This window comes from Pseudomonas sp. GYB4201, from assembly GCF_056312595.1.
The window spans coordinates 23110-48153 of sequence record NZ_JBWGIG010000011.1 but is presented as its reverse complement, the minus strand read 5'-3'; the positions used below and the strand labels follow the sequence as shown (position 1 = coordinate 48153).

At 66.1% G+C, this 25044-nt stretch carries 23 protein-coding genes; 22 read left to right on the top strand and 1 reads right to left on the bottom strand.

Translation table 11 applies throughout. The features are described 5' to 3' along the window. Window positions 1-110: 110 nt before the first annotated feature. Genes rluC through AC0Z2B_RS12625 form a run of 3 tightly spaced genes read left to right on the top strand, consistent with a single transcriptional unit; the run spans window position 111 to window position 2729 of the window. Complete coding sequence (rluC, locus tag AC0Z2B_RS12635; RefSeq protein ID WP_476297002.1) at window positions 111-1070, top strand: 23S rRNA pseudouridine(955/2504/2580) synthase RluC; 960 nt, start codon at window positions 111-113, stop codon at window positions 1068-1070. Beyond that, entirely contained in the window at window positions 1060-1722 is a 663-nt protein-coding gene (locus tag AC0Z2B_RS12630; protein ID WP_476297000.1) for an HAD-IA family hydrolase, read from the top strand. Before rluC ends, AC0Z2B_RS12630 begins: the two co-directional genes overlap by 11 nt. 23 nt (window positions 1723-1745) lie before the next feature. Next, entirely contained in the window at window positions 1746-2729 is a 984-nt protein-coding gene (locus AC0Z2B_RS12625; RefSeq protein WP_416423142.1) for a S49 family peptidase, read from the top strand. Window positions 2730-2858: 129 nt separating this feature from the next. Here AC0Z2B_RS12625 and AC0Z2B_RS12620 read toward each other — a convergent pair whose 3' ends face one another. Next, window positions 2859-3437, bottom strand: coding sequence for a Maf family protein (locus tag AC0Z2B_RS12620; protein ID WP_476296998.1), 579 nt, complete (start codon window positions 3435-3437; stop codon window positions 2859-2861). A 94-nt stretch (window positions 3438-3531) separates the two neighbouring features. On the opposite strand from AC0Z2B_RS12620, the gene AC0Z2B_RS12615 reads away from it, so the two are divergent. From AC0Z2B_RS12615 to AC0Z2B_RS12525, 19 genes are all read left to right on the top strand, one after another. Then, the gene (locus AC0Z2B_RS12615; protein WP_158155984.1) at window positions 3532-4059 is read left to right on the top strand and encodes a YceD family protein; all 528 of its coding nucleotides are present in this window, start codon (window positions 3532-3534) and stop codon (window positions 4057-4059) included. A 13-nt stretch (window positions 4060-4072) separates the two neighbouring features. Further along, window positions 4073-4255, top strand: a complete 183-nt coding sequence (gene rpmF, locus AC0Z2B_RS12610) for a 50S ribosomal protein L32 (protein WP_008375086.1) — start codon at window positions 4073-4075, stop codon at window positions 4253-4255. A 3-nt stretch (window positions 4256-4258) separates the two neighbouring features. Continuing rightward, window positions 4259-5269 carry a phosphate acyltransferase PlsX gene (plsX, locus tag AC0Z2B_RS12605; RefSeq protein ID WP_476296996.1) on the top strand — a complete coding sequence of 337 codons (1011 nt, stop codon included), beginning with the start codon at window positions 4259-4261 and terminating at the stop codon, window positions 5267-5269. Window positions 5270-5396: 127 nt separating this feature from the next. Further along, a complete protein-coding gene (fabD, locus tag AC0Z2B_RS12600) occupies window positions 5397-6338 on the top strand; it encodes an ACP S-malonyltransferase (protein ID WP_416423145.1) in 942 nt (313 codons plus the stop codon). Between the two features lie 16 nt (window positions 6339-6354). Continuing rightward, window positions 6355-7095: a 3-oxoacyl-ACP reductase FabG gene (gene fabG, locus AC0Z2B_RS12595; RefSeq protein ID WP_416423146.1), complete on the top strand. Its 741-nt coding sequence runs from the start codon at window positions 6355-6357 to the stop codon at window positions 7093-7095. A 196-nt stretch (window positions 7096-7291) separates the two neighbouring features. After that, entirely contained in the window at window positions 7292-7528 is a 237-nt protein-coding gene (gene acpP / locus AC0Z2B_RS12590) for an acyl carrier protein (protein WP_007987170.1), read from the top strand. A 110-nt stretch (window positions 7529-7638) separates the two neighbouring features. Then, window positions 7639-8883 carry a beta-ketoacyl-ACP synthase II gene (gene fabF / locus AC0Z2B_RS12585; protein ID WP_476296994.1) on the top strand — a complete coding sequence of 415 codons (1245 nt, stop codon included), beginning with the start codon at window positions 7639-7641 and terminating at the stop codon, window positions 8881-8883. Next, entirely contained in the window at window positions 8883-9698 is an 816-nt protein-coding gene (pabC, locus tag AC0Z2B_RS12580; RefSeq protein ID WP_476296992.1) for an aminodeoxychorismate lyase, read from the top strand. The genes fabF and pabC overlap by 1 nt, the downstream gene beginning before the upstream one ends. A gap of 3 nt (window positions 9699-9701) precedes the next feature. Then, the gene (mltG, locus tag AC0Z2B_RS12575; RefSeq protein ID WP_476296990.1) at window positions 9702-10865 is read left to right on the top strand and encodes an endolytic transglycosylase MltG; all 1164 of its coding nucleotides are present in this window, start codon (window positions 9702-9704) and stop codon (window positions 10863-10865) included. After that, window positions 10862-11494, top strand: a complete 633-nt coding sequence (tmk, locus tag AC0Z2B_RS12570) for a dTMP kinase (RefSeq protein ID WP_416423150.1) — start codon at window positions 10862-10864, stop codon at window positions 11492-11494. Before mltG ends, tmk begins: the two co-directional genes overlap by 4 nt. Further along, window positions 11487-12473: a DNA polymerase III subunit delta' gene (locus AC0Z2B_RS12565; protein ID WP_476296988.1), complete on the top strand. Its 987-nt coding sequence runs from the start codon at window positions 11487-11489 to the stop codon at window positions 12471-12473. The genes tmk and AC0Z2B_RS12565 overlap by 8 nt, the downstream gene beginning before the upstream one ends. A gap of 60 nt (window positions 12474-12533) precedes the next feature. Then, a complete protein-coding gene (locus tag AC0Z2B_RS12560) occupies window positions 12534-12890 on the top strand; it encodes a PilZ domain-containing protein (protein ID WP_416423152.1) in 357 nt (118 codons plus the stop codon). Window positions 12891-12905: 15 nt separating this feature from the next. Then, entirely contained in the window at window positions 12906-13691 is a 786-nt protein-coding gene (locus AC0Z2B_RS12555) for a TatD family hydrolase (RefSeq protein WP_476296986.1), read from the top strand. A 374-nt stretch (window positions 13692-14065) separates the two neighbouring features. Continuing rightward, window positions 14066-14701: a TetR/AcrR family transcriptional regulator gene (locus AC0Z2B_RS12550; protein ID WP_416423154.1), complete on the top strand. Its 636-nt coding sequence runs from the start codon at window positions 14066-14068 to the stop codon at window positions 14699-14701. Window positions 14702-14801: 100 nt separating this feature from the next. Then, a complete protein-coding gene (locus AC0Z2B_RS12545; RefSeq protein ID WP_416423155.1) occupies window positions 14802-15770 on the top strand; it encodes a GTP 3',8-cyclase MoaA in 969 nt (322 codons plus the stop codon). 87 nt (window positions 15771-15857) lie between these two features. Continuing rightward, window positions 15858-16463: a DUF4823 domain-containing protein gene (locus AC0Z2B_RS12540; protein WP_416423156.1), complete on the top strand. Its 606-nt coding sequence runs from the start codon at window positions 15858-15860 to the stop codon at window positions 16461-16463. Between the two features lie 20 nt (window positions 16464-16483). Beyond that, window positions 16484-17047 (top strand): DUF1285 domain-containing protein, encoded by a 564-nt coding sequence (locus AC0Z2B_RS12535; protein ID WP_476296984.1) that lies wholly within the window; start codon window positions 16484-16486, stop codon window positions 17045-17047. A 290-nt stretch (window positions 17048-17337) separates the two neighbouring features. Then, window positions 17338-17721, top strand: a complete 384-nt coding sequence (locus AC0Z2B_RS12530) for a cupin domain-containing protein (protein WP_416423158.1) — start codon at window positions 17338-17340, stop codon at window positions 17719-17721. Between the two features lie 323 nt (window positions 17722-18044). Next, on the top strand, window positions 18045-25031 hold the full coding sequence (locus AC0Z2B_RS12525) for a hybrid non-ribosomal peptide synthetase/type I polyketide synthase (RefSeq protein ID WP_476296982.1): 6987 nt from the start codon (window positions 18045-18047) through the stop codon (window positions 25029-25031). The last annotated feature ends 13 nt before the right edge of the window (window positions 25032-25044 follow it).

The following is a 25044-nucleotide window of genomic DNA, read 5'->3' as shown; positions in this document are numbered from 1 at the left end:
GGCCGGTCTACTACCGCATATCCGCTTGCCCGCCACTTTTGGCGGCGTTCGCGACTATAGCAGCAATCATTAAGTGCTTCAAATCCATAAAAAATTGTTATTATGGAGGAATGACGACTACAACCCCTCCAACCTCCGGCGTCCAGCTGCTCGAGGTTGCGCCGGAATATGCCGGCCAAAGAATCGACAATTTCCTCATCACTGCACTCAAGGGCGTGCCCAAAACCTTGGTCTACCGCATCCTTCGCAAAGGCGAAGTGCGGGTGAACAAGGGGCGCATCAAGCCCGAATACAAGTTGCAGGCCGGGGACATTATCCGTATTCCACCTGTGCGCCTGCCCGAGCGCGACGAGCCCGTGCCGCTGGCCCAGGGCCTGTTGCAGCGCCTGGAAGCCTCGATCGTGTACGAGGACAAGGGCCTGCTGGTGATCAACAAACCGGCCGGCATTGCCGTGCACGGCGGCAGCGGCCTTAACTACGGGGTGATCGAAGCCTTCCGTCAGCTGCGCCCCGACGCCAAGGAGCTGGAGCTGGTGCACCGCCTGGACCGCGACACCTCCGGGCTGCTGATGATCGCCAAGAAGCGCAGCATGCTGCGCCACCTGCACGCCGCCCTGCGTGGCGATGGCGTCGACAAGCGCTACATGGCGCTGGTACGCGGCCGCTGGGATTCGGCGCGCAAGCAGGTCAACGCGCCGCTGCAGAAGAGCAACCTGCGTTCGGGCGAGCGCATGGTCGAGATCGACGAAGAGGGCAAAGAAGCCCTGACCCTGTTCAAGGTGCTGCGCCGCTTCGGCGACTTCGCCACCATGGTCGAGGCCCGGCCGATCACCGGTCGTACCCACCAGATTCGCGTGCATGCCCTGCACGCCGGCCACAGCATTGCGGGTGACAGCAAGTACGGCGACGAGGAGTTCAGCAAGGAAATCCGCGACCTGGGCGGCAAGCGCCTGTTCCTGCACGCCTACGCCCTGACCGTGCCGCTGCCCGATGGCGGCGCGCTGAAGCTCGAGGCGTCGGTGGACGAAATGTGGGCCAAGACCGTGGAGCGCCTCGCCAGTGCGCCGTGACTATGACCTGCTGATCTTCGACTGGGACGGCACTCTGTCCGATTCCATTGGTCGGATTGTCGAGGCCATGAAAGTGGCGGCGCGCGCCGCGGGTTATGCCGAGCGCAGCGACGAAGCGATCAAGGGCATCATCGGCCTGGCGTTGCCAGAGGCAATTCTTACGCTGTATCCGGAAATGGATGACAGCCAAGTCGTAGCTTTTCGTCAACACTATGCCGATTGCTACATGGCCATGGATGCTGAGCCGTCGGCGCTGTTCCCTGGCGTGCCTGAGGCGCTGGAAGCCTTCCGTGCCCAGGGTTACCGCCTGGCGGTGGCCACGGGCAAGGCGCGTCGCGGCCTGGACCGGGTGCTCAAGGCGCACGGCTGGGAGGCGTACTTCGACATTACCCGGGCCGCCGATGAAACCCGCAGCAAGCCGCACCCGCTGATGCTGGAAGAAATCCTCGCCCACTGCCAGGTGCCGCGCGAACGCGCGCTGATGGTGGGGGATGCGGCGTTCGACCTGCTGATGGCGCGCAACGCGGGCATGGACGCCGTGGCCGTGGGTTACGGGGCGATGCCGCTGGAGGCGCTGTTGGTGCATGAGCCGGTGCTGGCCATCGAGCGTTTCAGCCAATTGCATGAGTGGTTGGCCAGTTCGACGAATTGAATTTTTCCCGAGGGAGCTGAACGATGTCTGATGAATGGAAAGCGCCCGACGCCGAAAAGCGCGGTGATGACAAGAGCTGGCAATTGCTGGAAAGGACGTTGCAAGCCAATGTCATCGAGCATCGGCGGACCCGGCGCTGGGGGATTTTCTTCAAGCTGCTGACCTTCGTTTATCTGTTCCTGGCCTTCGCCGCGTTCACGCCGCTGCTGGACATGGAAAAAAGCGCCACGCGCGGCTCCCATTACACCGCGCTGATCGAGGTGCGCGGGGTGATCGCCGATCAGGAGGCCGCCAGTGCCGACAACATCATCGGCAGCCTGCGCGCCGCCTTCGAAGACCCCAAGGTCAAGGCCGTGGTGCTGCGCATCAACAGCCCTGGCGGCAGCCCGGTGCAGGCCGGCTACGTGGTGGACGAGATTCATCGGCTGCGCAAGGAACATCCGGACACCAAGCTGTACGCGGTGATCAGTGATCTGGGTGCCTCGGGCGCCTACTACATTGCCAGTGCCGCCGACCAGATCTACGCCGACAAGGCCAGCCTGGTGGGTTCCATTGGCGTGACGGCGGCTGGCTACGGCTTCGTCGGCACCATGGAGAAGCTGGGCGTGGAGCGTCGCGCCTACACCTCGGGTGAGCACAAGTCGTTCCTCGATCCGTTCCAGCCGGCCAAGCCGGACGAGACCAAGTTCTGGCAGGGCGTGCTGGATACCACGCACAACCAGTTCATCTCGGTGGTGAAGCAGGGGCGTGGCGACCGCCTGAAGGATAAGGAGCATCCGGAGATGTTCTCCGGCCTGATCTGGTCGGGCGAGCAGGCGCTGCCGCTGGGGCTGATCGACGGCCTGGGCAACGCCAGCTACGTGGCACGCGAGGTGGTGGGCGAGAAGGAGCTGGTCGACTTCACCGTCGAGGATTCGGCCCTGGACCGCTTCTCCAAGAAGCTGGGCGCCAGCGTGGCCGAGAAGCTGGCGCTGTACATGGGCTTCAGCGGTCCTTCGTTGCGCTGATAGCAACCGCTTCATCGCCAGAATCGCGTCGCCTGCATCGCGACCAAGGCCGGCTCCTACGCCATTCCCGTAGGAGCCGACCTTGGTCGCGATGCAGGCGACACGGTTCCATTGCGGTTGTCATTGCCTTCAGGGCACCTGCACCCCTTCCTGCAACAACATATCCACCAGCCGGATCAGCGGCAGCCCTACCAGGCTGGTCGCGTCCGGCCCGTGGGTGCGCTTGAACAAGCTCACCCCCAGCCCCTCGGCCTTGAAGCTGCCCGCGCAATCGTAGGGCTGCTCGGCCCGCAGGTAGCGCTGGATGGTCGCCAGGTCCAGCTCGCGCATCTCCACGGTAAACGGCACGCAATCCACCTGGCAGTGCCCTGTGGTGCTGTTGAGCAGCGCCAGGCCGGTGAGGAAGGTGACGCTGGTGCCGCTGGCTTCCAGCAGTTGCGCGCAGGCGCGGTCGAAATCGTGGGGCTTGCCCAGGATCTGCTCGCCCAGCACCGCCACCTGGTCGGAGCCAATGATCAGGTGGTCGGGGTGGCTGGCCGCCAGGGCGCGGGCTTTCTGCTCGGCCAGGCGCTTGACCAGGGCTTCGGCGGGCTCGTCCGCCAGGCGGCTCTCGTCGATATCAGGGCTGGCGCAGGTGAAGGGCAGGCGCAGGCGGCCCAGCAATTCCCGGCGGTAGGGCGAGCTCGAGGCAAGTAACAAGGGCAGCATGGCGGTCTCCTGTGGATGAATGGTCATTCTATCATTGGGTTAGGGCCTAATTTCCTTTGACAGGGGAGGGGGTCGTCCCTAGAATGCTGCGCCTATGTTGAATGACCCGATTCCACCTCACGTTGACCCGCGCAAATTGGCCGATCGTGGCGTAACCCTTGAAGGTTCGCTGCCATTATCCGATTTGGAGAGACTCTGCGACCCGCTTTCCGACAATGTCGGTACGGTGCAGGCTAAATTCGTTTTCGAACGAGACGAGCGAAAGGCCGTGGTTATCCACAGCCATCTCGACGTCGAAGTCAAGATGGTATGCCAGCGTTGTCTTGAGCTGGTCACCCTGCCGATCCACAGCGAATGCAGTTATGCTGTGGTGAAGGAGGGTGCAAATACCCAGTCGTTACCGAAAGGTTATGACGTGCTGGAACTGGGCGAAGATCCTTTGGATCTGCAGGCATTGATCGAGGAGGAGCTTCTGCTCGCCTTGCCCATTGTGCCTGCTCATCATCCGGAAGAATGCCAGCAGCCGGCGGGCGCAGATGAGCCCGAGCCGAGCGAGGACGAGGTAACGCGGTCCAACCCGTTCAGTGTATTGGCGCAGTTAAAGCGTGACCCAAACGTTTAGGAGTTAATCAATTATGGCTGTTCAGCAGAACAAAAAATCCCGCTCTGCCCGTGACATGCGCCGTTCGCACGACGCCCTGTCGGCTAGCACCCTGTCGGTCGAGAAGACCACTGGCGAAGTACACCTGCGCCACCACGTTTCGCCAGAAGGCGTATACCGTGGCCGTAAAGTGATCGACAAGGGCGCTGACGAGTAATCCTTGTCCGCTCAAGTCATCGCGATTGACGCAATGGGCGGGGACTTCGGTCCCCGCAACATTGTCCAGGCCAGCCTTGCCTGCCTGTCTGCTACCCCCTCGCTGTACCTGACCCTCGTCGGTCACCCCCTACTCCTTGAAGAATTGATCGCCAGCCAACCCGGTGTGGATCGCGCGCGCCTGCAGATTGCTGCGGCCAGCGAAGTCATCGGCATGGACGAGCGGCCGTCCCAGGCCTTGCGTGGCAAGCCGGACTCTTCGATGCGGGTGGCGCTGGAGTTGCTGCGTGACGGCAAGGTGCAGGCGTGCGTGAGTGCAGGCAACACCGGTGCGCTGATGGCCTTGTCGCGCCACGTGCTCAAGACCTTGCCCGGCGTCGATCGCCCGGCGATGGTGGCCGCCATTCCCACGCAAACCGGCTCGTGCCAGTTGCTGGACCTGGGTGCCAACGTCGATTGCAGTGCCGAACACCTGTTCCAGTTCGCCGTGATGGGTTCGGTGGCCGCCGAGGCGCTGGGCGTGGTGCGCCCGCGGGTGGCGCTGCTCAACGTGGGCACCGAGGACATCAAGGGCAACCAGCAGGTGAAGCTGGCCGCCAGCCTGTTGCAGGGCGCGCGCGGGTTGAACTACATCGGCTTCATCGAAGGCGATGGCGTGTACCGCGGCGAGGCGGACGTAGTGGTGTGCGACGGCTTTGTCGGCAACGTGCTGCTCAAGTCCAGCGAAGGCCTGGCGACCATGATCAGCGGGCGCATCGAGGCATTGTTTCGACACAATTTGCTGTCGCGGGCCGTCGGTGCCCTGGCCATGCCGCTGCTCAAGCGCTTGCAGGCCGACCTGGCGCCCGCGCGGCACAACGGCGCGAGCTTCCTGGGCCTGCAGGGCATCGTGGTGAAAAGCCACGGTTCGGCCGGTGTGCAGGGCTTCCAGAGCGCGATTTCGCGGGCGTTGGCCGAAATTCAGGAAAATCTTCCCCAGCGCCTGCACGGGCAGCTGGAAAATCTGTTGCTTTAGGCATATCCGCCAAGGAGTGCTTAAATGTGACCACCCGGTTCTCTCTGTCATCCAACTGTCAGTTTCTTGCGTTCAACTCCGGTTGCACGTCAATTCTCCGACGACAAGATCAATAAGGGCTTGTTAAATGTCTGCATCCCTCGCATTTGTCTTTCCAGGGCAAGGTTCCCAGTCCCTGGGCATGCTCGCCGAGCTGGGCGCCCAATACCCGCTGGTGCTGGAAACGTTCAAGGAAGCTTCCGACGCGCTGGGTTACGACCTGTGGGCGTTGATCCAGGAAGGTCCGGTAGAAAGCCTCAACCAGACTGACAAGACCCAGCCTGCCATCCTGGCAGCCTCGGTGGCCTTGTGGCGCCTGTGGCTGGCCGAAGGTGGCGAGCGCCCGGCATTCGTCGCCGGCCACAGCCTGGGCGAATACAGCGCCCTGGTGGCCGCTGGCTGCCTGAGCCTGGCTGACGCGGTCAAGCTGGTGGAGCGCCGTGGCCAACTGATGCAGGAAGCCGTGCCGGCCGGGCAGGGGGCCATGGCGGCCATCCTGGGCCTGGACGACGCCGTAGTGGTCAACGCCTGCGCCGAAGCGGCCCAGGGCGAGGTGGTCAGCGCGGTGAACTTCAACTCCCCGGGCCAGGTGGTGATTGCCGGCTCTGCAGCTGCCGTGGAGCGTGCCATCGAGCTGCTCAAGGCAGCCGGTGCCAAGCGCGCCCTGCCGCTGCCGGTCAGCGTGCCGTCGCACTGCGCGCTGATGAAGCCGGCTGCCGAGCGCTTCGCCGAGTCGATCAACGCCATCGACTGGCAGGCCCCGCAGATCCCGGTGGTGCAGAACGTCAGCGCCGCCGTGCCGGCCGACCTGGACACCCTCAAGCGCGACCTGCTGGAGCAGCTGTACAAGCCGGTCCGCTGGGTCGAGTCGGTGCAGTACCTGGCTGCCAACGGCGCCCCGCGCCTGGTCGAATGCGGCCCGGGCAAGGTCCTGGCTGGCCTGAACAAGCGCTGCGCCGATGGCGTCAGCACTGAAAACCTGAATACCCCAGACGCGTTCGCTGCCGCTGTTGCGGCGGCGAAGGCCTGAAATAGGAGAAGCCTGCATGAGCCTGCAAGGTAAAGTTGCACTGGTTACCGGCGCCAGCCGTGGCATTGGCCAGGCTATCGCCCTGGAACTGGGCCGTATGGGCGCTACCGTCATCGGTACCGCCACGTCGGCCTCGGGCGCCGAGCGCATCGCCGCCACCCTCAAGGAAAACGGCGTGCAGGGCACCGGCCTCGAGCTGAACGTGACCAGCGACGAATCCGTCGCCGCCGTACTGGCGACCATCACCGAACAGTTCGGTGCCCCCACCATCCTGGTCAACAACGCCGGCATCACCCGCGACAATTTGATGCTGCGCATGAAGGATGATGAGTGGCATGATGTCATCGATACCAACCTCAACAGCCTGTACCGGCTGTCCAAGGGCGTGCTGCGCGGCATGACCAAGGCACGCTGGGGTCGTATCATCAGCATTGGTTCGGTTGTCGGTGCCATGGGCAACGTCGGCCAGGTGAACTACGCTGCTGCCAAGGCGGGCCTCGAGGGCTTCAGCCGCGCGCTGGCCCGTGAAGTGGGCTCGCGTGCAATCACGGTCAACTCGGTGGCCCCTGGCTTCATCGACACCGACATGACCCGTGAGCTGCCTGAAGCGCAGCGTGAAGCCTTGCAGACCCAGATCCCTCTGGGTCGCCTGGGCCAGGCCGAAGAAATCGCGAAAGTGGTGGCTTTCCTGGCCTCGGAAGGTGCAGCCTATGTGACCGGTGCTACTATCCCGGTCAACGGCGGCATGTACATGTAAGTGAAATGTGACGGATTGCTTCAAAAAAATGTCATACGTGTCGTTCAAAATCCGTTATAAAGCTGCATCCAAATTCTAGGTGGCGGGTGAGTGTGATCGGGAGCCGACGCTTTCAGCTTGAAATGCCGAAGCCTTCCTATAAACTTGCACACTGGCCAGCTGCCTGACTTATGTCCATTAGGAGTGAAAACAAGGTATGAGCACCATCGAAGAACGCGTCAAGAAAATCGTCGCCGAGCAACTGGGCGTTAAAGAAGAAGAAGTCGTGAACACTGCTTCCTTCGTAGAAGATCTGGGTGCCGATTCCCTTGACACCGTTGAGCTGGTGATGGCTCTGGAAGAGGAATTCGAGACCGAAATCCCTGACGAAGAAGCTGAGAAGATCACTACTGTTCAAGCCGCTATCGATTACGTCACTGCCCACCAGGCTTAAGACTTTGTAATCGCAGCTTCTTGTCATGGAAAAACCGCACTGCCTTTGCTGGCGTGCGGTTTTTTCTTTAGATGAGATGTAAAGGTTGTTCCTAGAATAAGGAGAGCGCTGTGTCGCGTAGACGCGTCGTGGTCACCGGTATGGGTATGCTGTCGCCACTGGGCACGGATGTGCCGAGCACCTGGCAGGGCATTCTGGCTGGCCGCAGTGGCATTGGTCTGATCGAGCATACCGACCTTTCTGCCTACTCCACCCGTTTTGGCGGCTCGGTCAAAGGCTTCAACGTCGAGGAGTACCTGTCGGTCAAGGAAGCCCGCAAGCTCGACCTGTTCATTCAGTACGGCCTGGCGGCCGGTTTCCAGGCAGTGCGTAACGCCGGCCTGGAAGTGACCGATGCCAACCGTGAGCGCATTGGCGTGGCCATGGGCTCGGGTATCGGTGGCCTGACCAACATCGAGGAAACCTGCAAGATCCTGCACGCCTCCGGGCCGCGTCGGATTTCGCCGTTCTTCGTGCCGGGTTCGATCATCAACATGATTTCCGGTTTCCTGTCCATCCACCTGGGCGTGCAGGGGCCCAACTACGCCATCGCCACGGCGTGTACCACCGGTACGCACTGCATCGGCATGGCGGCGCGCAACATCGCCTACGGCGAAGCCGACGTGATGATTGCCGGTGGCGCCGAAATGGCTGCCTGTGGCCTGGGCATGGGCGGCTTCGGTGCCTCCCGCGCGCTGTCCACCCGCAACGACGAGCCAACCCGGGCCAGCCGCCCGTGGGACAAGGGCCGTGATGGCTTCGTGCTGTCCGACGGCGCCGGTGCCCTGGTGCTCGAAGAGCTGGAGCACGCCAAGGCGCGTGGCGCCACCATCTACGCCGAGCTCGTGGGCTTTGGCATGAGCGGTGACGCCTACCACATGACCTCGCCGCCCGAAGACGGCGCGGGTGCCGCCCGCTGCATGGCCAACGCCCTGCGCGATGCTGGCGTGAACGGCAGCGATGTGCAGTACATCAACGCCCACGGTACCTCCACCTCGGCGGGTGACCTGGCGGAAGCCTCGGCCATCAAGTCGGTGTTCGGTGACCATGCCTACCAGCTGGCGGTCAGCTCGACCAAGTCCATGACCGGTCACCTGCTGGGTGCCGCGGGCGCGGTGGAAGCGATCTTCAGCGTCCTGGCCATCAACAGCCAGGTGGCGCCGCCCACCATCAACCTGGACGAGCCTGACGAAGGCTGCGACCTGGACTTCGTCCCGCATCAGGCGCGCAACATGCCGATCGACGTGGTGCTGTCCAACTCGTTCGGCTTTGGTGGCACCAACGGCTCGCTGGTGTTCCGCCGGTTCAACGGCTGATGCTCAGCTGGGTCGACGGCGTGCCGGCGGACACGCTGGCGCTGAAGAACCGCGGCCTGGCCTATGGCGATGGGGTGTTCGAGACCATCGCCGTCAAGGCCGGCCAGCCGCTGTTGCTGGCGCGCCACCTGCAGCGTCTGCTGCAGGGTTGCCAGCGCCTGGCAATCAGCCTTGACGCGGCCCTGGTCGAGGCGGAACTGGCGGCCTGTGCCGCGCAGCTGGGCGAGGGTGTGCTCAAGCTCATCGTCACCCGTGGCGACAGCCAGCGCGGCTACGCCGCCGACCCCCTGGCGCCGGCCCGGCGCCTGGTTCAGGGCAACCCGCCCGCCGCTTACCCCGCTGCCCATGCCGAGCAAGGCGTGCGCCTGTTCGACTGTGCCACGCGCCTGGCCGAACAGCCGCTGCTGGCTGGCCTCAAGCACCTCAACCGCCTGGAGCAGGTGCTGGCCCGCGCCGAATGGTCCGGCCCGGACTTTGCCGAAGGTTTGATGCGGGATATGTCCGGGCGCCTGGTCGAAGGCGTGTTCAGCAACCTGTTCCTGGTGCGTGACGGTCAGTTGCTGACCGCTGATCTGGCGCGCTGTGGCGTCGCCGGGGTCATGCGCGCCGAGCTGTTGGCCCAGGCTGCTGCCCTGGGCATTCCCGTGCAGGTCCGCGACCTGTGGCCTGAAGACCTGTGGCAGGCCGATGAAGTGTTCGTCTGCAACAGCGTGTATGGCATCTGGCCCGTTCGCGCTTTCGCGTCACTGAACTGGTCGCCGGGGCCGCTCACCCGTAAACTGCAGAGCCTTGCCCGCGCACTATTGGATGTGTGATTCGTGAGACGTAAATTCTTGGTGCTGCTGGAGACCCTGGTTATCCTGGCAGGCCTGACGCTGGGCGTTGCCGCCTGGAAAGTGCACAGTGCACTGGACCAAACCCTTAATGTCGCCCAGGAAGACCTCCTGGACGTGCCCAATGGCTCCACGCCCACCGGCACCTTCATGCGCATGCAGGCCAAGGGCACGCTGCGCGATGCCTTCTGGCTGCGCCTGTACTGGCGCTTCAACCTGGCCGGCACGCCGCTGCACAGCGGCGAGTACCGCCTGACCCCGGGCATGACCCTCAAGGACCTGCTGGGCGTGTGGCAGCGCGGTGAGGTGGTGCAGTACAACCTGACCCTGGTGGAAGGCTGGAACTTCCGCCAGGTGCGCGCTGCCCTCGACAAGCAGGAGAAGCTCAAGCACACCCTGGCCGGGCTGAGCGACGCCGAGGTCATGACCCGCCTGGGCCATGAAGGCGTGTTCCCCGAAGGCCGGTTCTTCCCCGACACCTACAAGTACGTGCGCGGCATGACCGACGCCGAGCTGCTGGGCCAGGCCTACAGCCGCCTGGACGAGGTGCTGGCCAAGGAGTGGACCGACCGTGCCCCTGATGTGCCGTATGACCAGCCCTATCAGGCGCTGATCATGGCCTCGCTGGTGGAGAAGGAAACCGGCGTGCCCCAGGAGCGCTCGCAGATCGCCGGCGTGTTCGTGCGCCGCCTGGCCACCGGCATGCTGCTGCAGACCGACCCCACGGTGATCTACGGCATGGGCGAGCGCTACACCGGCAAGTTGACGCGCGCCGACCTGCACGAGCCAACGCCGTACAACACCTATACCAACGCCGGCCTGCCGCCCACGCCGATCGCCATGGTCGGCCGCGAGGCGCTGCATGCCGCATTGAACCCAGCCAGTGGTACCAGCCTGTATTTCGTCGCCCGCGGCGACGGCAGCCATGTGTTCTCCGACGACCTCGACGAGCACAACAACGCCGTGCGCGAGTTCCAGCTCAAGCGCCGCGCCGACTACCGGTCCAGCCCTGCGCCCGCCCCGGTGCCGGCACCCGCGCCAGGCCAGGACGCGGCCACGCAGCCGCCGACGGTACCGGCGGCAAGCCCCGACACGGCCACCGACAGCAAAGCCGGTGCGCCCCAAGACACTCAGAAGGACAGCCAGTGAGCGGTTTATTCATTACCCTTGAAGGCCCCGAAGGCGCGGGCAAGAGCACCAATCGCGAGTACCTGGCCGAGCGCCTGCGCGCCGCCGGCCTGGACGTGGTGCTGACCCGCGAACCGGGCGGCACGCCGCTGGCCGAGGGCATCCGCGAACTGCTGCTGGCCCCCAGCGACGAAGCCATGCACGCCGACACCGAGCTGCTGCTGGTGTTCGCCGCCCGCGCCCAGCACCTGAGCGAAGTGATTCGCCCGGCGCTGGCCCGTGGCGCGGTGGTGCTGTGCGATCGCTTCACCGACGCCACCTACGCCTACCAGGGCGGCGGCCGCGGCCTCAGCCACGCGCGCATCGCCAGCCTGGAAGCCTTCGTCCAGGGTGACCTGCGCCCCGACCTGACCCTGGTGTTCGACCTGCCGGTGGAAGTGGGCCTGGCCCGCGCCACCGCCCGTGGCCGCCTGGACCGCTTCGAGCAGGAAGGCCGGGCCTTCTTCGACGCGGTGCGCAACACCTACCTGCAACGGGCCGCCGCGGCGCCCGAGCGCTACACCCTGGTCAACGCCGCCCTGACCCTGGGCGAGGTGCAGCAGCAGCTTGACAGCCTGCTGCCCGGCATCGAGGCGCGCGCCCGTGGCTGAGGCCTACCCGTGGCAGGACAGCCTCTGGCAGCACCTGGCCGGCCGTAGCCAGCACGCCCACGCGTACCTGCTGCATGGCCCCCAGGGCATCGGCAAGCGTGCCCTGGCCGAGCGCCTGATGGCCTTGCTGCTGTGCCAGCAGCCCCAGGGCCTGGCCGCCTGCGGGCAGTGCAAGTCGTGCCACCTGCTGGCAGCGGGCAGCCACCCGGACAACTACATCCTGGAACCCGAGGAGGCCGACAAGGCCATCAAGGTCGACCAGGTGCGCGACCTGGTCGGCTTCGTGGTGCAGACCGCCCAGCTGGGCGGGCGCAAGGTGGTGCTGATCGAGCCGGTGGAGGCCATGAACATCAACGCTGCCAACGCCTTGCTCAAAAGCCTTGAGGAACCATCGGGCAATACCGTGCTGCTGCTGGTCAGCCACCAGCCCAGCCGCCTGCTGCCCACCATCAAGAGCCGTTGCGTGCAGCAGGCCTGCCCGCTGCCCAGCCAGGCCATGAGCCTGGACTGGCTGGCCGGCGCCTTGCCCGAGTGCACGCCCGAGCAGCGCGAAGAGCTGCTGACCCTGGCCGCCGGCTCGCCGCTGGTGGCGGTGCGCCTGCAGGCCCAGGGCGTGGTCGAACAGCGCGCGCTGGTGGTGGACGGGGTGAAGAAGCTGCTCAAGCAGCAGGCCTCGCCCACGCAGTTGGCGGAAAGCTGGAACGCCATCCCGTTGCTGCTGCTGTTCGACTGGTTCTGCGACTGGTCCAACCTGATCCTGCGCTACCAGTTGACGCAGGACGAGGAGGGGTTAGGCTTGGGGGACATGCGCAAGGTGGTGCAGTACCTGGCGCAAAAGAGTGGGCAGGGCAAGGTCCTGGCCGCGCAGGACTGGATTCTGGCGCAGCGCCAGAAGGTGCTGGCCAAGGCCAACCTCAACCGGGTGTTGTTGCTCGAAGCGTTGCTGGTGTCCTGGGCAGGCTTGCCCGGCCAGGCTTGAAGAGCGTAGTGGGGCCCACCGTGGTGGGCCCTCAGTAGTTGGCGCAATCGAGGAATTTCAATGAATCAGCCAGTCAATCCCGGCCCGCGCAACGGCATCCTGTCCCTGACCATCAAGGACAAGTCGGTGCTGTACGCCGCCTACATGCCGTTCATCAAGAACGGCGGGCTGTTCATCCCCACCAGCAAGAGCTACAAGCTGGGCGATGAGCTGTTCATGCTGCTGAACCTGATGGACGAGCCGGAGAAGATCCCGGTCGCCGGCCGTGTCGCCTGGATCACCCCCAAGGGCGCCCAGGGCAACCGCGCCGCCGGCGTTGGCGTGCAGTTCAATGACGGTGACAACACCGCCCGTAACAAGATCGAAACCTACCTGGCCGGCGCCATCAAGTCCGACCGCCCCACTCATACGATGTAAGTTGCCCCAATGCCCATGCTTGTCGATTCCCACTGCCACCTCGATCGTCTGGACCTGGCCCAGCACGACGGTTCCCTCGATGCCGCCCTGCAGGCGGCCCGTGACCGCGGGGTAGGGCACTTCCTGTGCATCGGCGTCAGCGCCGACAACGCCGGCGCGGTCAAGGCCGTGGCCGAGCAATACGCCGACGTCGACTGTTCGGTGGGCATCCACCCGCTGGACCTCAAGCCCGGTGAAGCGCCAGCCCTGAAGTGGCTGCTCGAAGAGCTGGACCACCCGCGCGTGGTGGCCATCGGCGAGACCGGCCTGGACTACCACTACGAGCCCGAGGCGGCTGAACTGCAGCAGGCCTCGTTCCGCCTGCACCTGGAAGCGGCCAGCATCACCGGCAAGCCGGTGATCATCCACACCCGCGGCGCCCGCGCCGACACCCTCGACCTGTTGCGCGAGGCCAAACTGCCCCAGGCTGGCGTGCTGCACTGCTTCACCGAGGACTGGGAAATGGCCAAGGCGGCCCTGGACATGGGCTATTACATCTCCCTGTCGGGCATCGTCACCTTCCGCAACGCCGACGCCCTGCGCGACGTCGCCCGCCAGATGCCGGCCGACCGCCTGCTGGTGGAGACCGACTCGCCATACCTGGCGCCGATACCGCACCGCGGCAAGCCCAACCTGCCGCAGTACGTGCGCGAAGTCGCCGAATTCCTGGCGCTGGTGCGTGGCGAAAGCTACGAGCAACTGGCCGAGCAGACCACCGCCAACTTCAAGCGGCTGTTCCCGCTGGCCCACGTCGCCGGCTGAGGCAAATCCGGGGCAAAAAAAACCCGGGTTCTGGGGGGTGAATCCGGGTTAAGACCATTAGGAGTAAAACAAAGGCGTGCGATCCATTGACACCTTTATCGGCGTCTCACTTGGGGGGTATGAGCACGTCGACACTTCAAGTATTGGCTAGCCTGCGCACTATGCCACCGGTGATTGAGCGTTTTTTAAACAGATTTGGAATACGTCCGCGTCCATTGAGTGCTCTTGGCTTGGTTGGGCCCTGAAAGCGTCAAAAAACAGGTGGTAAAATTGTACCGGCACGTGTCGGCAACCGCTGTCATGGTTGGAACTTCCGTGCAATTTGCTGCAAGTTAGGCATAATACCGGCCTTCGATTTTGATCCAGTCCTTCTTATGCAGAAAGAACCTCGTAAGGTCCGTGAGTTTCGTCGCCGGGAGCAAGAGATCCTCGACACCGCGCTCAAACTGTTCCTGGAACAGGGTGAAGACAGCGTCACCGTCGAGATGATCGCGGATGCCGTGGGCATCGGCAAAGGCACGATTTACAAGCACTTCAAGTCCAAGGCGGAGATCTACCTGCGCCTGATGCTCGACTACGAGCGTGACTTGAACGAACTGCTGCATTCGGCGGACGTCGACCGCGACAAGGAAGCCCTGTCGCGCGCCTACTTCGAATTCCGCATGCGTGACCCGCAGCGCTACCGCCTGTTCGACCGCCTGGAAGAGAAGGTGGTGAAGGGCAACCAGGTGCCGGAGATGGTCGAGGAACTGCACAAGATCCGCGCCTCCAACTTCGACCGCCTGACGCTGCTGATCAAGGGCCGCATCACCGAGGGCAAGCTCGAGGACGTGCCGCCGTACTTCCACTACTGCGCCTCCTGGGCCCTGGTGCACGGCGCCGTGGCGCTGTACCACTCGCCGTTCTGGAGCAACGTGCTGGAAGACCAGGAAGGCTTCTTCCAGTTCCTGATGGACATCGGCGTGCGCATGGGCAACAAGCGCAAGCGCGACAGCGAACCTTCCGCCTGATTCGTCGCCGGTCAGGCGTATACTGATTCGATGGGGGCTTGCAAAAACCTGACTTTTCGGTCAGATTTTTGCAGTCCGCTTCCCCCATGCCGGAGTCATCATGATCGTCGATCGTCAAGGCAGGTCCTTTCGCAACCTGCGCGTCAGCCTGACGGCGGCCTGCAACTACGCCTGCACCTACTGCGTGCCCGACGGCAAGCGCCTGGTGGCCGCGCAGGACGAGCTGTCCGCCGCCGCCCTGGTGCGCGGCGTGCAGTACCTGATCGAAGCCGCCGGCATCGAGCGGCTGCGCATCACCGGCGGCGAACCGCTGGTCAGCCCACGCCTTGAAGAGTTCCTGCACGGCGTCGCGCCGCTGGGCCTTGCGGACATCAGCCTCACCACCAACGGCCAGTTGCTGTCGCGCAAGCTGCCGTTGCTGCTGGACACCGGCATCCGCCGCCTCAACGTCTCCCTCGACACCCTGGACCCCGACGCCTTCCGCGGCATCGCCCGTGGCGGCGACCTGCGCACCGTGCTCGATGGCCTGGAGCGGGCGCGGGCGGCGGGCTTGCGCATCAAGGTCAATATGGTGCCGCTGCGCGGGCGCAACGTCGACCAGGTGCTGCCGCTGCTGGACTATTGCCTGGACCGCGGCTTCGAGCTGCGCTTCATCGAACTGATGCGCATGGGCCACCTGGCCCGCGACAGCGCCGGCTTCCACGCCCAGTTCATTGGCCTTGACGCCTTGCTGGCGCTGATCGGCGAACATTACGAGTACCAACAGGCCAGCGCGCCGGTGGACGCCACCGCGTTGCGCTACGAGGTGCCGGGGCGTGGTTATTTTGGCGTGATCGCCAACGAGAGCGTGCCGTTCTGTCGTACCTGCTCGCGCTTGCGCCTGTCGTCCACCGGGTGGCTGCACGGCTGCCTGTCGTCCAGCAACCGCCACTACGTCGGCGACCTGCTGGAACTGCCCCGCGAACAGGCACTGCCGGCCCTGCAGGGCCTGCTGCAGAAGGCCTTGGGCGATAAGCAGGAGGTGGCGTTTTCAGGCGGCGCCACGGTGATGAAGATCATCGGCGGCTAAACCTTGCGGGGCGGATACGCAGACTGGCGCAAAAGCTGCATCACGCGGCTATTCGCCGGTTTTCCGTCACCGGCCTCTGGAGGAAAGATGCGTAGCCTGGTCTTGCTGCTCGCGCTGTTGGCGCTGGGCGGCTGCATGAGTGTGAGCGACATGGGTGAAGCCACCCGCGAACAATTGAGCGACGCCGGTGTGCTGAACCACAGCAACACCCGCCGCCTGAACAACTTCCGCCTGCAGCCGGATTCGTTCATCTACATCGGCCAGGGCGCCTTCGCCCCGCCGGGCAGCGCCTACCCCAAGCCTAACGTGGTGGCCGAGGCGGCGTTCAACGGCTTCATCGACTACTTCCCCATGGTCCGCCGCGCCCGCGCGCCGCTGGGCCTGGAGCAGGCCCTGGGCGAGGCCCGCAGCGCCGGCGCCAGCTACCTGCTGTACACCCGCTTCGCCAATGCCGATGACCGCATCGGCAACGCCGACGAGTGGGCCGACCAGGAAGCCGTCGACCGCCTGGGCGTGGACAACGGCACCATCCAGGTGATGCTGATCGAAACCAACACCCGCTACCTGATCGACAGCGCCACCATTCGCATGCGCGGCGGCCTGCTGAGCATCCACAACCAGAAGCCGGAAGATTTGCTAGAGCCGCCGCTGGAGGATTACGCTCGTATCCTGTTGGGCATGAGTCGCCCGTAAAGCGGTTACAGGAGCAAGGCATGAGTGGTGCAGGCAAGGCGAACGATCTGCTGGCGCAGATCCCCAGCAGCGGCAAGGGCCTGCCGCCCGTGCACCTGTGGAACCCGGACTTCTGCGGCCACATCGACATGCGCATCGCCCGGGACGGTACCTGGTACTACCTGGGCACGCCCATTGGCCGCAAGCCCATGGTGCGCCTGTTCTCCACCATCCTGCGCCGCGATGGCGACGACTACGTGCTGGTGACCCCGGTGGAGAAGGTCGGCATCACCGTCGACGATGCGCCCTTCGTCGCCGTGACCCTGGACGTGGAAGGGCAGGGCGAGGCCCAGGTGCTGCGCTTCACCACCAACGTCGACGACAGCGTGGTGGCCGACGCCGCCCACCCCCTGCGCGTGGAGACCGACCCCGCCACCCAGGAGCCGGCGCCGTACCTGCTGGTGCGCAGCAACCTCGAGGCCCTGGTGCACCGCAACGTCTTCTACCAGTTGGTCGAACTGGCCAGCGTGCGCGAAATCGACGGCCAGCGCTGGCTGGGCGTGTGGAGCAGCGGCGAGTTCTTTCCCATCGGCCTGGAGCCCTGACAATACGGGACGCCGCCTTCGGCAGCTGCTACAGGGGGGGCGCGGAACCCGCCGATCGCGTCGCCTGCATCGCGGCCAAGGCCGGCTCCTACCCCGAACGCTGTAGGAGCCGACTTTAGTCGCGATGCAGACGACGCCATTTCAAGACATTTGCTGCTACAGAGAGCCCCGTAGCAGCGGCCGCCAGGCCGCGTCCCGTTCATTGGCCCCCCAATCTTCCCGCCCATTGGCACTGTAGCCAGCGAACGAACGCGCCTATCTTCATCTCATCCCATCACGAGGCCACGAAGATGAACCTGCGCATCCTGCTCGCCACCGCCCTGCTGTCCACCAGCGCCTTCGCCCACGACAACGTGAAGATCCTGCAACAGCAGAGCCCACCCAACGCCCCGGGCCAGCAGGCCATCATGCTCACCGTCGACTACGCCCCCGGCCAGGCCTCCGACGCCCACAGCCACCCCGGCTCCGTGATGGCCTACGTGCTCGAAGGCAGCGTGGTGTCGCAGCTCAAGGGCCAGGCGCCGGTGACCTACAAGCAAGGACAGTACTGGTACGAGCCGGCCGGCACCGTGCACCTGGTGTCGCGCAACGCCAGCAAGACCCAGCCGGCGAAGTTGTTGGTGTGGGTGTTGAAAGGGCAGGACCAGCAGGTGCTGGAGCCGTACAAGCCCTAAAACCCTGCAGCCATGGCACGATCCCGACTCACCGTTCGTCGGGATCCCCACCCCTGCTCGATAGACCGCCGAACGCATTCTCCGTACACTGCCGCGTGATGGCGGTTTGCTATTCGTTTGCGTGATAACCCCGGCAATCGGGGGGTTCAGCCGAAACACAGCCGCCGTTGAACCACCCGTTTCACGATGACTCCCGACTCTCCCGTATTCCGCATCGAGCCTCGTTCCGTGGCTGGCCCTTTCCTGTGGCTGTCCTCCCGGCGCGCGCCCATGCCGGGGGTGAGTGCGTGGGCAATAAACGACCTTCACTAGGCTAACCCAGATTGACCAACCCTCTGCAGCATTCGCGCCCTGGCACCTCTTCGCTTGACCACCCCGTTGTTGCTTCCCCTGGTATCACCACTGCGCCCCTGTCCCGTGGGCAGCGCGCCATGTGGTTCTTGTGGAGCCTGAACCCCGACGGCGCACAGTACGGCCTGCCCATGGCCTGGACCATTCGCAGTGCCCTGGACCTTGCGGCCTTCGCCGGTGCCCTGCAGGATCTGGTCGATCGTCACCCGGTGTTGCGCACCACCTACGCAGCCCCCCAGGGCGAGCCGCTGCAGATGATTCATGCCCAAGCGCCGGTGGACTTCCAGCACCACGACGCCAGCCAGTGGAGCGCCAAGGCGCTGCACGCACGCCTGGCCCAAGAGGCCGACCAGGGTTTCGACCTGCAGCATGGCCCGGTGTTTCGCGCCCGGCTGTTCTCGGCCCGTGCCGATGAGCAGGTGCTGTTCCTGAACTGCCATCACATCGCCGCCGACACCTGGTCGCTGATCGTGCTGATGGAAGAGCTGGGCCTGCTGTACCGGGCGCGAGTGCTGGGCGAGGCGGCGGTGCTGCCGGACATGGGCCTGCCGTTCGAGGCCTATGTAGGCTGGCAGCAGCAACTGCTGGAGTCGCCTGCCGGCGAGCAGCATTGGGCCTACTGGCAGCAGGTGCTGCAGCGCCCGCCGGTGCTGGACCTGCCCACCGACCGCCCGCGCCCGCGGGTGCAGACCCACGTCGGCGCCGGGCATGCCTTCGAGTTCGACCAGGCCTTCACCCAGCAGATCCGGGCCCTGGCCCGCGAGCAGGACGTGACCTTCTACACCGTGCTGATGGCGGCCTTCTACGTGCTGCTGTACCGCTACACCGGGCAGGATGACATTGTCGTCGGTTCGCCGCGCTTCGGCCGCCCGCCCGAGGGCCATGCGCGTACGGTCGGCTATTTCGCCAGCCCGTGCGCCTTGCGTGCGCAGCTGGACGGCGAGCAGCCGTTCAGTGACTTCCTGGGCCATGTGCGCAGCGTGCTGGTGGGCGCCAAGGCGCACCAGGACTACCCGTTCCCGCTGCTGGTGGAAAAACTCAACGTGGCCCGCGATAGCAGCCGCAGCCCGGTGTTCCAGGTGTCCTTCACCTACCAGAAATCCCACCTGGCGCACCTGAGCGGCGTGGCGGCGGCGCGCATGGGCCTGGGCGGCGCGGTGGTGGACCTCAGCGGGCTGGCGCTGGAGTCCTACCCGCTGGAACAGCATGGGGTGAAATTCGACCTCGACTTCGTGGTCGAGGAGGTGGACGGCTGCCTGCGCGCAGTGTGCTGGTACAACACCGACCTGTGGGACGCCCGCAGCATCGGCTACCTGGTGGCCCACTACCAGGCGCTGCTGGCCAGCGCCGTGCAGGCGCCGGCCCAGGCCATTGCCCGCCTGCCGATGCTGACGGACGGCGAGCGCGCCAACTTTGCCGCCTGGAACGCCACCGACGCGCGCTTCCCCCAGGAGCCGGTGCACCACTGGGTGGAAGGCTGGGCCCAGCGCACGCCGGACCGCGTGGCCCTGCTCCATGAAGACCAGGCCATCAGCTACGCCGAGCTCAACGACCGGGCCAACCGCCTGGCCCATTACCTGCGCCGCAATGGCCTGCAGCCGGGGCAGCCGGTGGGCGTGAGCATGGAGCGCAGCCCCGAGCTGGTGGTGGGTATCCTTGCCATCGTCAAGGCCGGTGGCGCCTACCTGCCCCTGGACCCCGGCTACCCGGCGGACCGCCTGGCCTACATGCAGGAGGACTCGGGCCTGAGCCTGCTGCTGACCCGCGCAGGCGCGGGCGCCGAGCCAGCGTCGGCCAAGGTGCAACAGCTGTGCGTGGATACCCACGGTGCGGCCATCGCCCAGGAGCCTGCCAGCAACCCCGAGCGGGTGTCGCGGCCCGACGACCTTGCGTACATCATCTACACCTCCGGCTCCACCGGCCGGCCCAAGGGGGTGATGCTGGAGCACTACGGCCTGTCGAACATGGTCCATGCCCAGATCGAGGGCTTCGCCATCAGCGAGCAGAGCCGCGTGCTGCAGTTCGCCTCGGTGAGCTTCGATGCCTCGGTGTCGGAGATCTTCACCGCCCTGTGCGCCGGCGCGGCGCTGTGCCTGGCGGCCAAGGCGGACATCATGCCCGGCTCGGCGCTGATCAACACCATCGCCCGCCACGCCGTCACGGTGGTCACCCTGCCGCCGTCGGTGCTGGCGCTGCTGCAGCCCGAAGAGGTGCCCACCCTGCGCACCGTGGCGGCGGCGGGGGAGGCCTGCAGCCTGGACATCGTCAAGCGCTGGGCTCCTGGTCGGCGCTTCCTCAACGCCTACGGCCCCACCGAAGCCACCGTGTGCGCGACCATGGCCGTGCTGGGTGCCGAGACCACGCGGGTCACCCTCGGCCAGCCGCTGGCCAACACCCGCCTGTACCTGCTCGACTCGCGTCTGCAACAGGTGCCGGTGGGCATCGCCGGCGAGATCCACATCGCCGGCGTGGGCCTGGCCCGTGGCTACCTCAACCGCCCGGACCTGACCGCCGAACGCTTTATCGCCAACCCGTTCGAGGGCGGTGAGGCGCGCCTGTACAAGACCGGCGACCTGGCCCGCTACCTGCCCGATGGCAGCCTGGAGTACCTGGGCCGCCTGGATCACCAGGTGAAAATTCGCGGTTTCCGCATCGAACTGGGCGAAGTGGAAGCGGTGATTGCCGCCTGTGCCGGCGTGCGCGAAGCACTGGTGATCGCCGGTGGCAGCACGCCGTCGCTGCTGGCCTACGCCATTGCCGACGCGGCCACCGTGACCGCCGCCGACATCCGTGCCCACGCCCAGGGCACCTTGCCGGATTTCATGGTGCCGGCGGCGATCATGCTGCTCGACGCCTGGCCCCTGACCCCCAACGGCAAGATCGACCGCGCCGCCTTGCCAAGCCCGGCCGAGCAGCGGGCCAGCAGCCACCTGGTCGCCCCCCGGGACCTGCTGGAACAGCAGATCGCTGCGGCCTGGACCACGGTGCTCAAGCTTGAGGCCGTGGGCATCGACGACAACTTCTTCGAGGTGGGGGGCAACTCCCTGGACCTGGTGCGGGTAGAACTCGAGCTGGAGAAGGTGCTGGGCTACCGCGTGGCGACCATGGACCTGTTCCGCTTCGCCAACATCCGTACCCTGGCCGAACACCTGCGCGGCGCCCCCCAAGGCACCCGCCCCGCACCCCAGGCGCCGAGCCTGAGCAGCGTGGGCGTGGACACCGATATCGCCATCATCGGCATGGCCGGGCGCTTCCCCGGCGCGGCCAACGTCGAGGCGTTCTGGTGCAACCTGGCCGCCGGCGTCGAGTCGGTGGGCGAGCTGAGCGACGAACAGCTGCTGGCCGCTGGCGTCGACCCCGCGCTGCTGGCCGACCCGCGCTACGTGAAGCGCAAGGGCGTGCTCGATCAGGTCGAGCAGTTCGACGCCGCGTTCTTCGGCTACCCGCCACGCGAAGCGCTGTTGATGGACCCCCAGCAGCGGCTGTTCCTGGAAACCGGCTGGCACGCCCTGGAGCACGCCGGTTATGCCAATGCCGACTATCGCGGGCGCATTGGCGTGTACGGCGGTACCGGGCGCTCGGGTTACCTGTTGCACTACCTGGAGACCAACCCGGGCAGTGCCGCCGAGCTGTTCCAGACCACCATCCTCAATGAAAAGGATTTCCTCTCCACGCGCCTGGCCTACAAGCTCAACCTGCGCGGCCCGGCGCTGACGGTGCAGACCGCGTGCTCCACCTCGTTGGTGGCGGTGCACCTGGCCTGCCAGCAGCTGATCCTGGGCGAGTGCGACATTGCCCTGGCTGGCGGGGTGTCGATCGAGGTGCCCCATGGCACCGGCTACCTGCACCAGGACGGCCACATTCTGTCCGGTGACGGCCGCTGCCGGCCGTTCGACAGCCAGGCCCAGGGCACCGTGCGCGGCAGCGGCGGGGCGCTGGTGGTGTTGAAGCGCCTCTCGGCGGCGGTGGCCGACGGCGACCACGTGTGGGCAGTGATCAAGGGCTCGGCCATCAACAACGACGGCAACGCCAAGGTCGGCTTTACCGCCCCGGCGGTGGACGGCCAGGCCGACGTGATCGAACAGGCGCTGCAGCGCGCCAAGGTCGACCCGGCCACCATTGGCCTGGTGGAAGCCCACGGCACTGCCACGTCCCTGGGCGACCCTATCGAAGTGCAGGCATTGACCCAAGCCTGGCGGCGTCACACCGACGCCACGCAGTTCTGCGTGCTGGGTTCGGCCAAGGCCAACGTCGGCCACCTGGATGCGGCGGCGGGCGTCACCGGCCTGATCAAGGCGGCCCTGGCGCTGCACCACGGGCAAATTCCCGGCACCCTGCATTTCCAGGCGCCCAACCCCAAGCTCGAGCTGGCGCAGAGCCCGTTCAGGGTCAGCGCCGCGCTCAGCGATTGGCCGGCCACGGCCACGCCACGCCGCGCGGCCGTCAGCTCGTTCGGGATTGGCGGCACCAACGCCCACATGATCCTCGAACAGGCGCCGGCAGTTGCCGTGGCGCCGCCAGCGGGCGGTTGCCAGGTGCTGGCGCTTTCGGCAAAAACCGAGGCGGCCCTGGCGCGCATGACCAAGCAGCTGGCCAGCCACCTGCAGGCCAATCCCGGTGTCGACCTGGCGGATGTCGCCTACACCCTGCAACAGGGCCGCAGCCACTTCCAGCACCGCCGCGCGGTGGTTTGCGACACCCCTGCCGCAGCCGTCGAGGCGCTCACGGCGCTGCCCGCCGCGCGCAGCAGCACCGGCCTGGCCGGCCCTGGCGCCGGGGTGACGTTCCTGTTCCCCGGGCAAGGCTTGCAGCAGGTCAACATGGGTCGTGAGCTGTACGACAGCGAAGCGGTGTTCCGCGCTTGCATCGATGACTGCGCACAGCTGCTGCAGCCGGTGATGGGCCTGGACATTCGCACCGTGCTGTACCCGCCAGCGGCGGCCACGGACGCGGCGCGCGAGCAACTGATGCAGACCGCCATCACCCAGCCGGCGCTGTTCGTGGTCGAGTACGCGCTGGCGCAGCAGCTGCAACACTGGGGTGTGCGCCCTGCGGCCATGATGGGGCACAGCCTGGGCGAGTACGTGGCCGCCTGCCTGGCCGGGGTCATGGCGCTGCCTGATGCGTTGCAGTTGGTGGCCCGGCGCGGCCAATTGATCCAGGCGCTGCCCGGCGGCGCAATGCTCGCCGTGGAGGCGTCGGCCCAGGAGCTGCAGGTGTATGCCGTCAACGGCGTCGACCTGGCCGTGGTCAACGCTGCGCGCGCCTGCGTGCTGGCCGGGCCCCTCGCGGCCATCGATGCGGTGCAGGCGCAAGTCGCAGCCGCCGGCCTGCGCTGCAAGCGCGTGGCCACCTCCCATGCCTTCCATTCGGCCATGCTCGACCCGGTGCTGGAGCAGTTCATGGCCGAGGTCAGTGCCGTGCCGCTGCACGCGCCGACCACGCCTTACCTCACCAACGTCACGGGTGACTGGGTGACTGCCGAGCAAGCCACCGACCCGGCGCACTGGGTGCGCCACCTGCGCCAGGCAGTACGCTTTGCCGAGGGCCTGGAGCGCTTGCTGCAGGTGCCCGGTGGGTTGTTCCTGGAAGTGGGGCCGGGGCAGACCTTCACCTCGATCATCCGCAAGCACGCCCTGGCCGCCCATGCCCGCGTGGCCAGCGCGACCCTGGCCAGCAGCGCTGGCGGCGCTGATAGTGCCAGCCTGGCCATGGGCCTTGGCCGCCTGTGGGTGGCGGGCGTGGCGCCGCAGTGGACGGCCTTGCACCAGGGCGCGGCCCGTCGCCGCGTGGCGTTGCCCGGCTACCCCTTCGAGCGTCAGCGCTTCTGGCCCGGCAACACTGCGGCGCCGGCTCGGCAAGTGCCGGCGCCGCAGGTCGAGCCGCGGGCCCAGGGCAATTCCATCGAAGCGCAGTTGGTCGAGATCTTCGAGCAGGTGCTGGGCATGGACGCCATCAGCGTCAGCGACGATTTCTTCGAATTGGGCGGCAGTTCGCTGTCCGCCCTGAGCGTGATCATGCAGGCGCGGCAACGCTTCGGCCAGGCCCTGTCGCCCGCCGCGCTGCTGGAAAACCCCACGGCCAAGGCCCTGGCGGCCACGCTGCAGCGCCAGCAGGCGCCGCGCAGCCCGCAACTGGTGGGCATGCACACCGGCGGCGAACTGCCGCCGCTGTTCTGCATCCACCCCTATGGCGGCCACACCACCAACTACCTGGAACTGACGCGGATGCTGGGCAACGACCAGCCGGTGTATGGCATCCAGGCCGCGGGCCTGCAAGGGGAGGCCACGCCGCTGCGGCGGATCGAGGCCATGGCCACGGCCTATATCGCGCTGGTCAAGACGGTGCAGGCCGAAGGGCCGTATCACCTGGTGGGGCATTCCATGGGCGGCTGCATCGCCTACGAGATGGCCCAGCAGCTCACCGCGCGCGGTGAACGCGTGGCGCTGTTGGCGCTGCTGGATTCGCGCGCGCAGAACGCCAGCGCCCAGCCGCTGTACCGCAACGGCACCTACGGGCAGATGGCCAAGCGGCACTGGCTGAGCGACGACGCGGTGATGCTTGGCATCCTCATGCCCAAGCTGGCCTTCGACTGGGACAGCCTGCAAGGCGTGCCGGCCCAGGCGCAGTGGCTGCAGGTGCTGGCAGCCGCCACCGGCCAGGGTCTGCTACCCGCTGGCTCCAGCGAAGCGCAGCTGCGCCATGTGCTGACGGTGACCGATGCCAACGACGAAGCGCTGCGCAGCTACCAGCCGGCCCCCTACGCCGGCACCGTGCTGCTGTGCTGCGGCGAGCAGGGCTTTGCCCGGCAGTTCGCCGAGCCCGACCTGGGCTGGGGCGTACTGGCCGCGCAACTGGACCTGGCCTGGGTGCCTGGCGACCACCACAGCATCATGGCCAGGGACAACGTCGCGGCCATCGTGGCGCAGCTGCAACGCCACTTGGAAGGTCGCGGCTGACCCGCCGTCAACG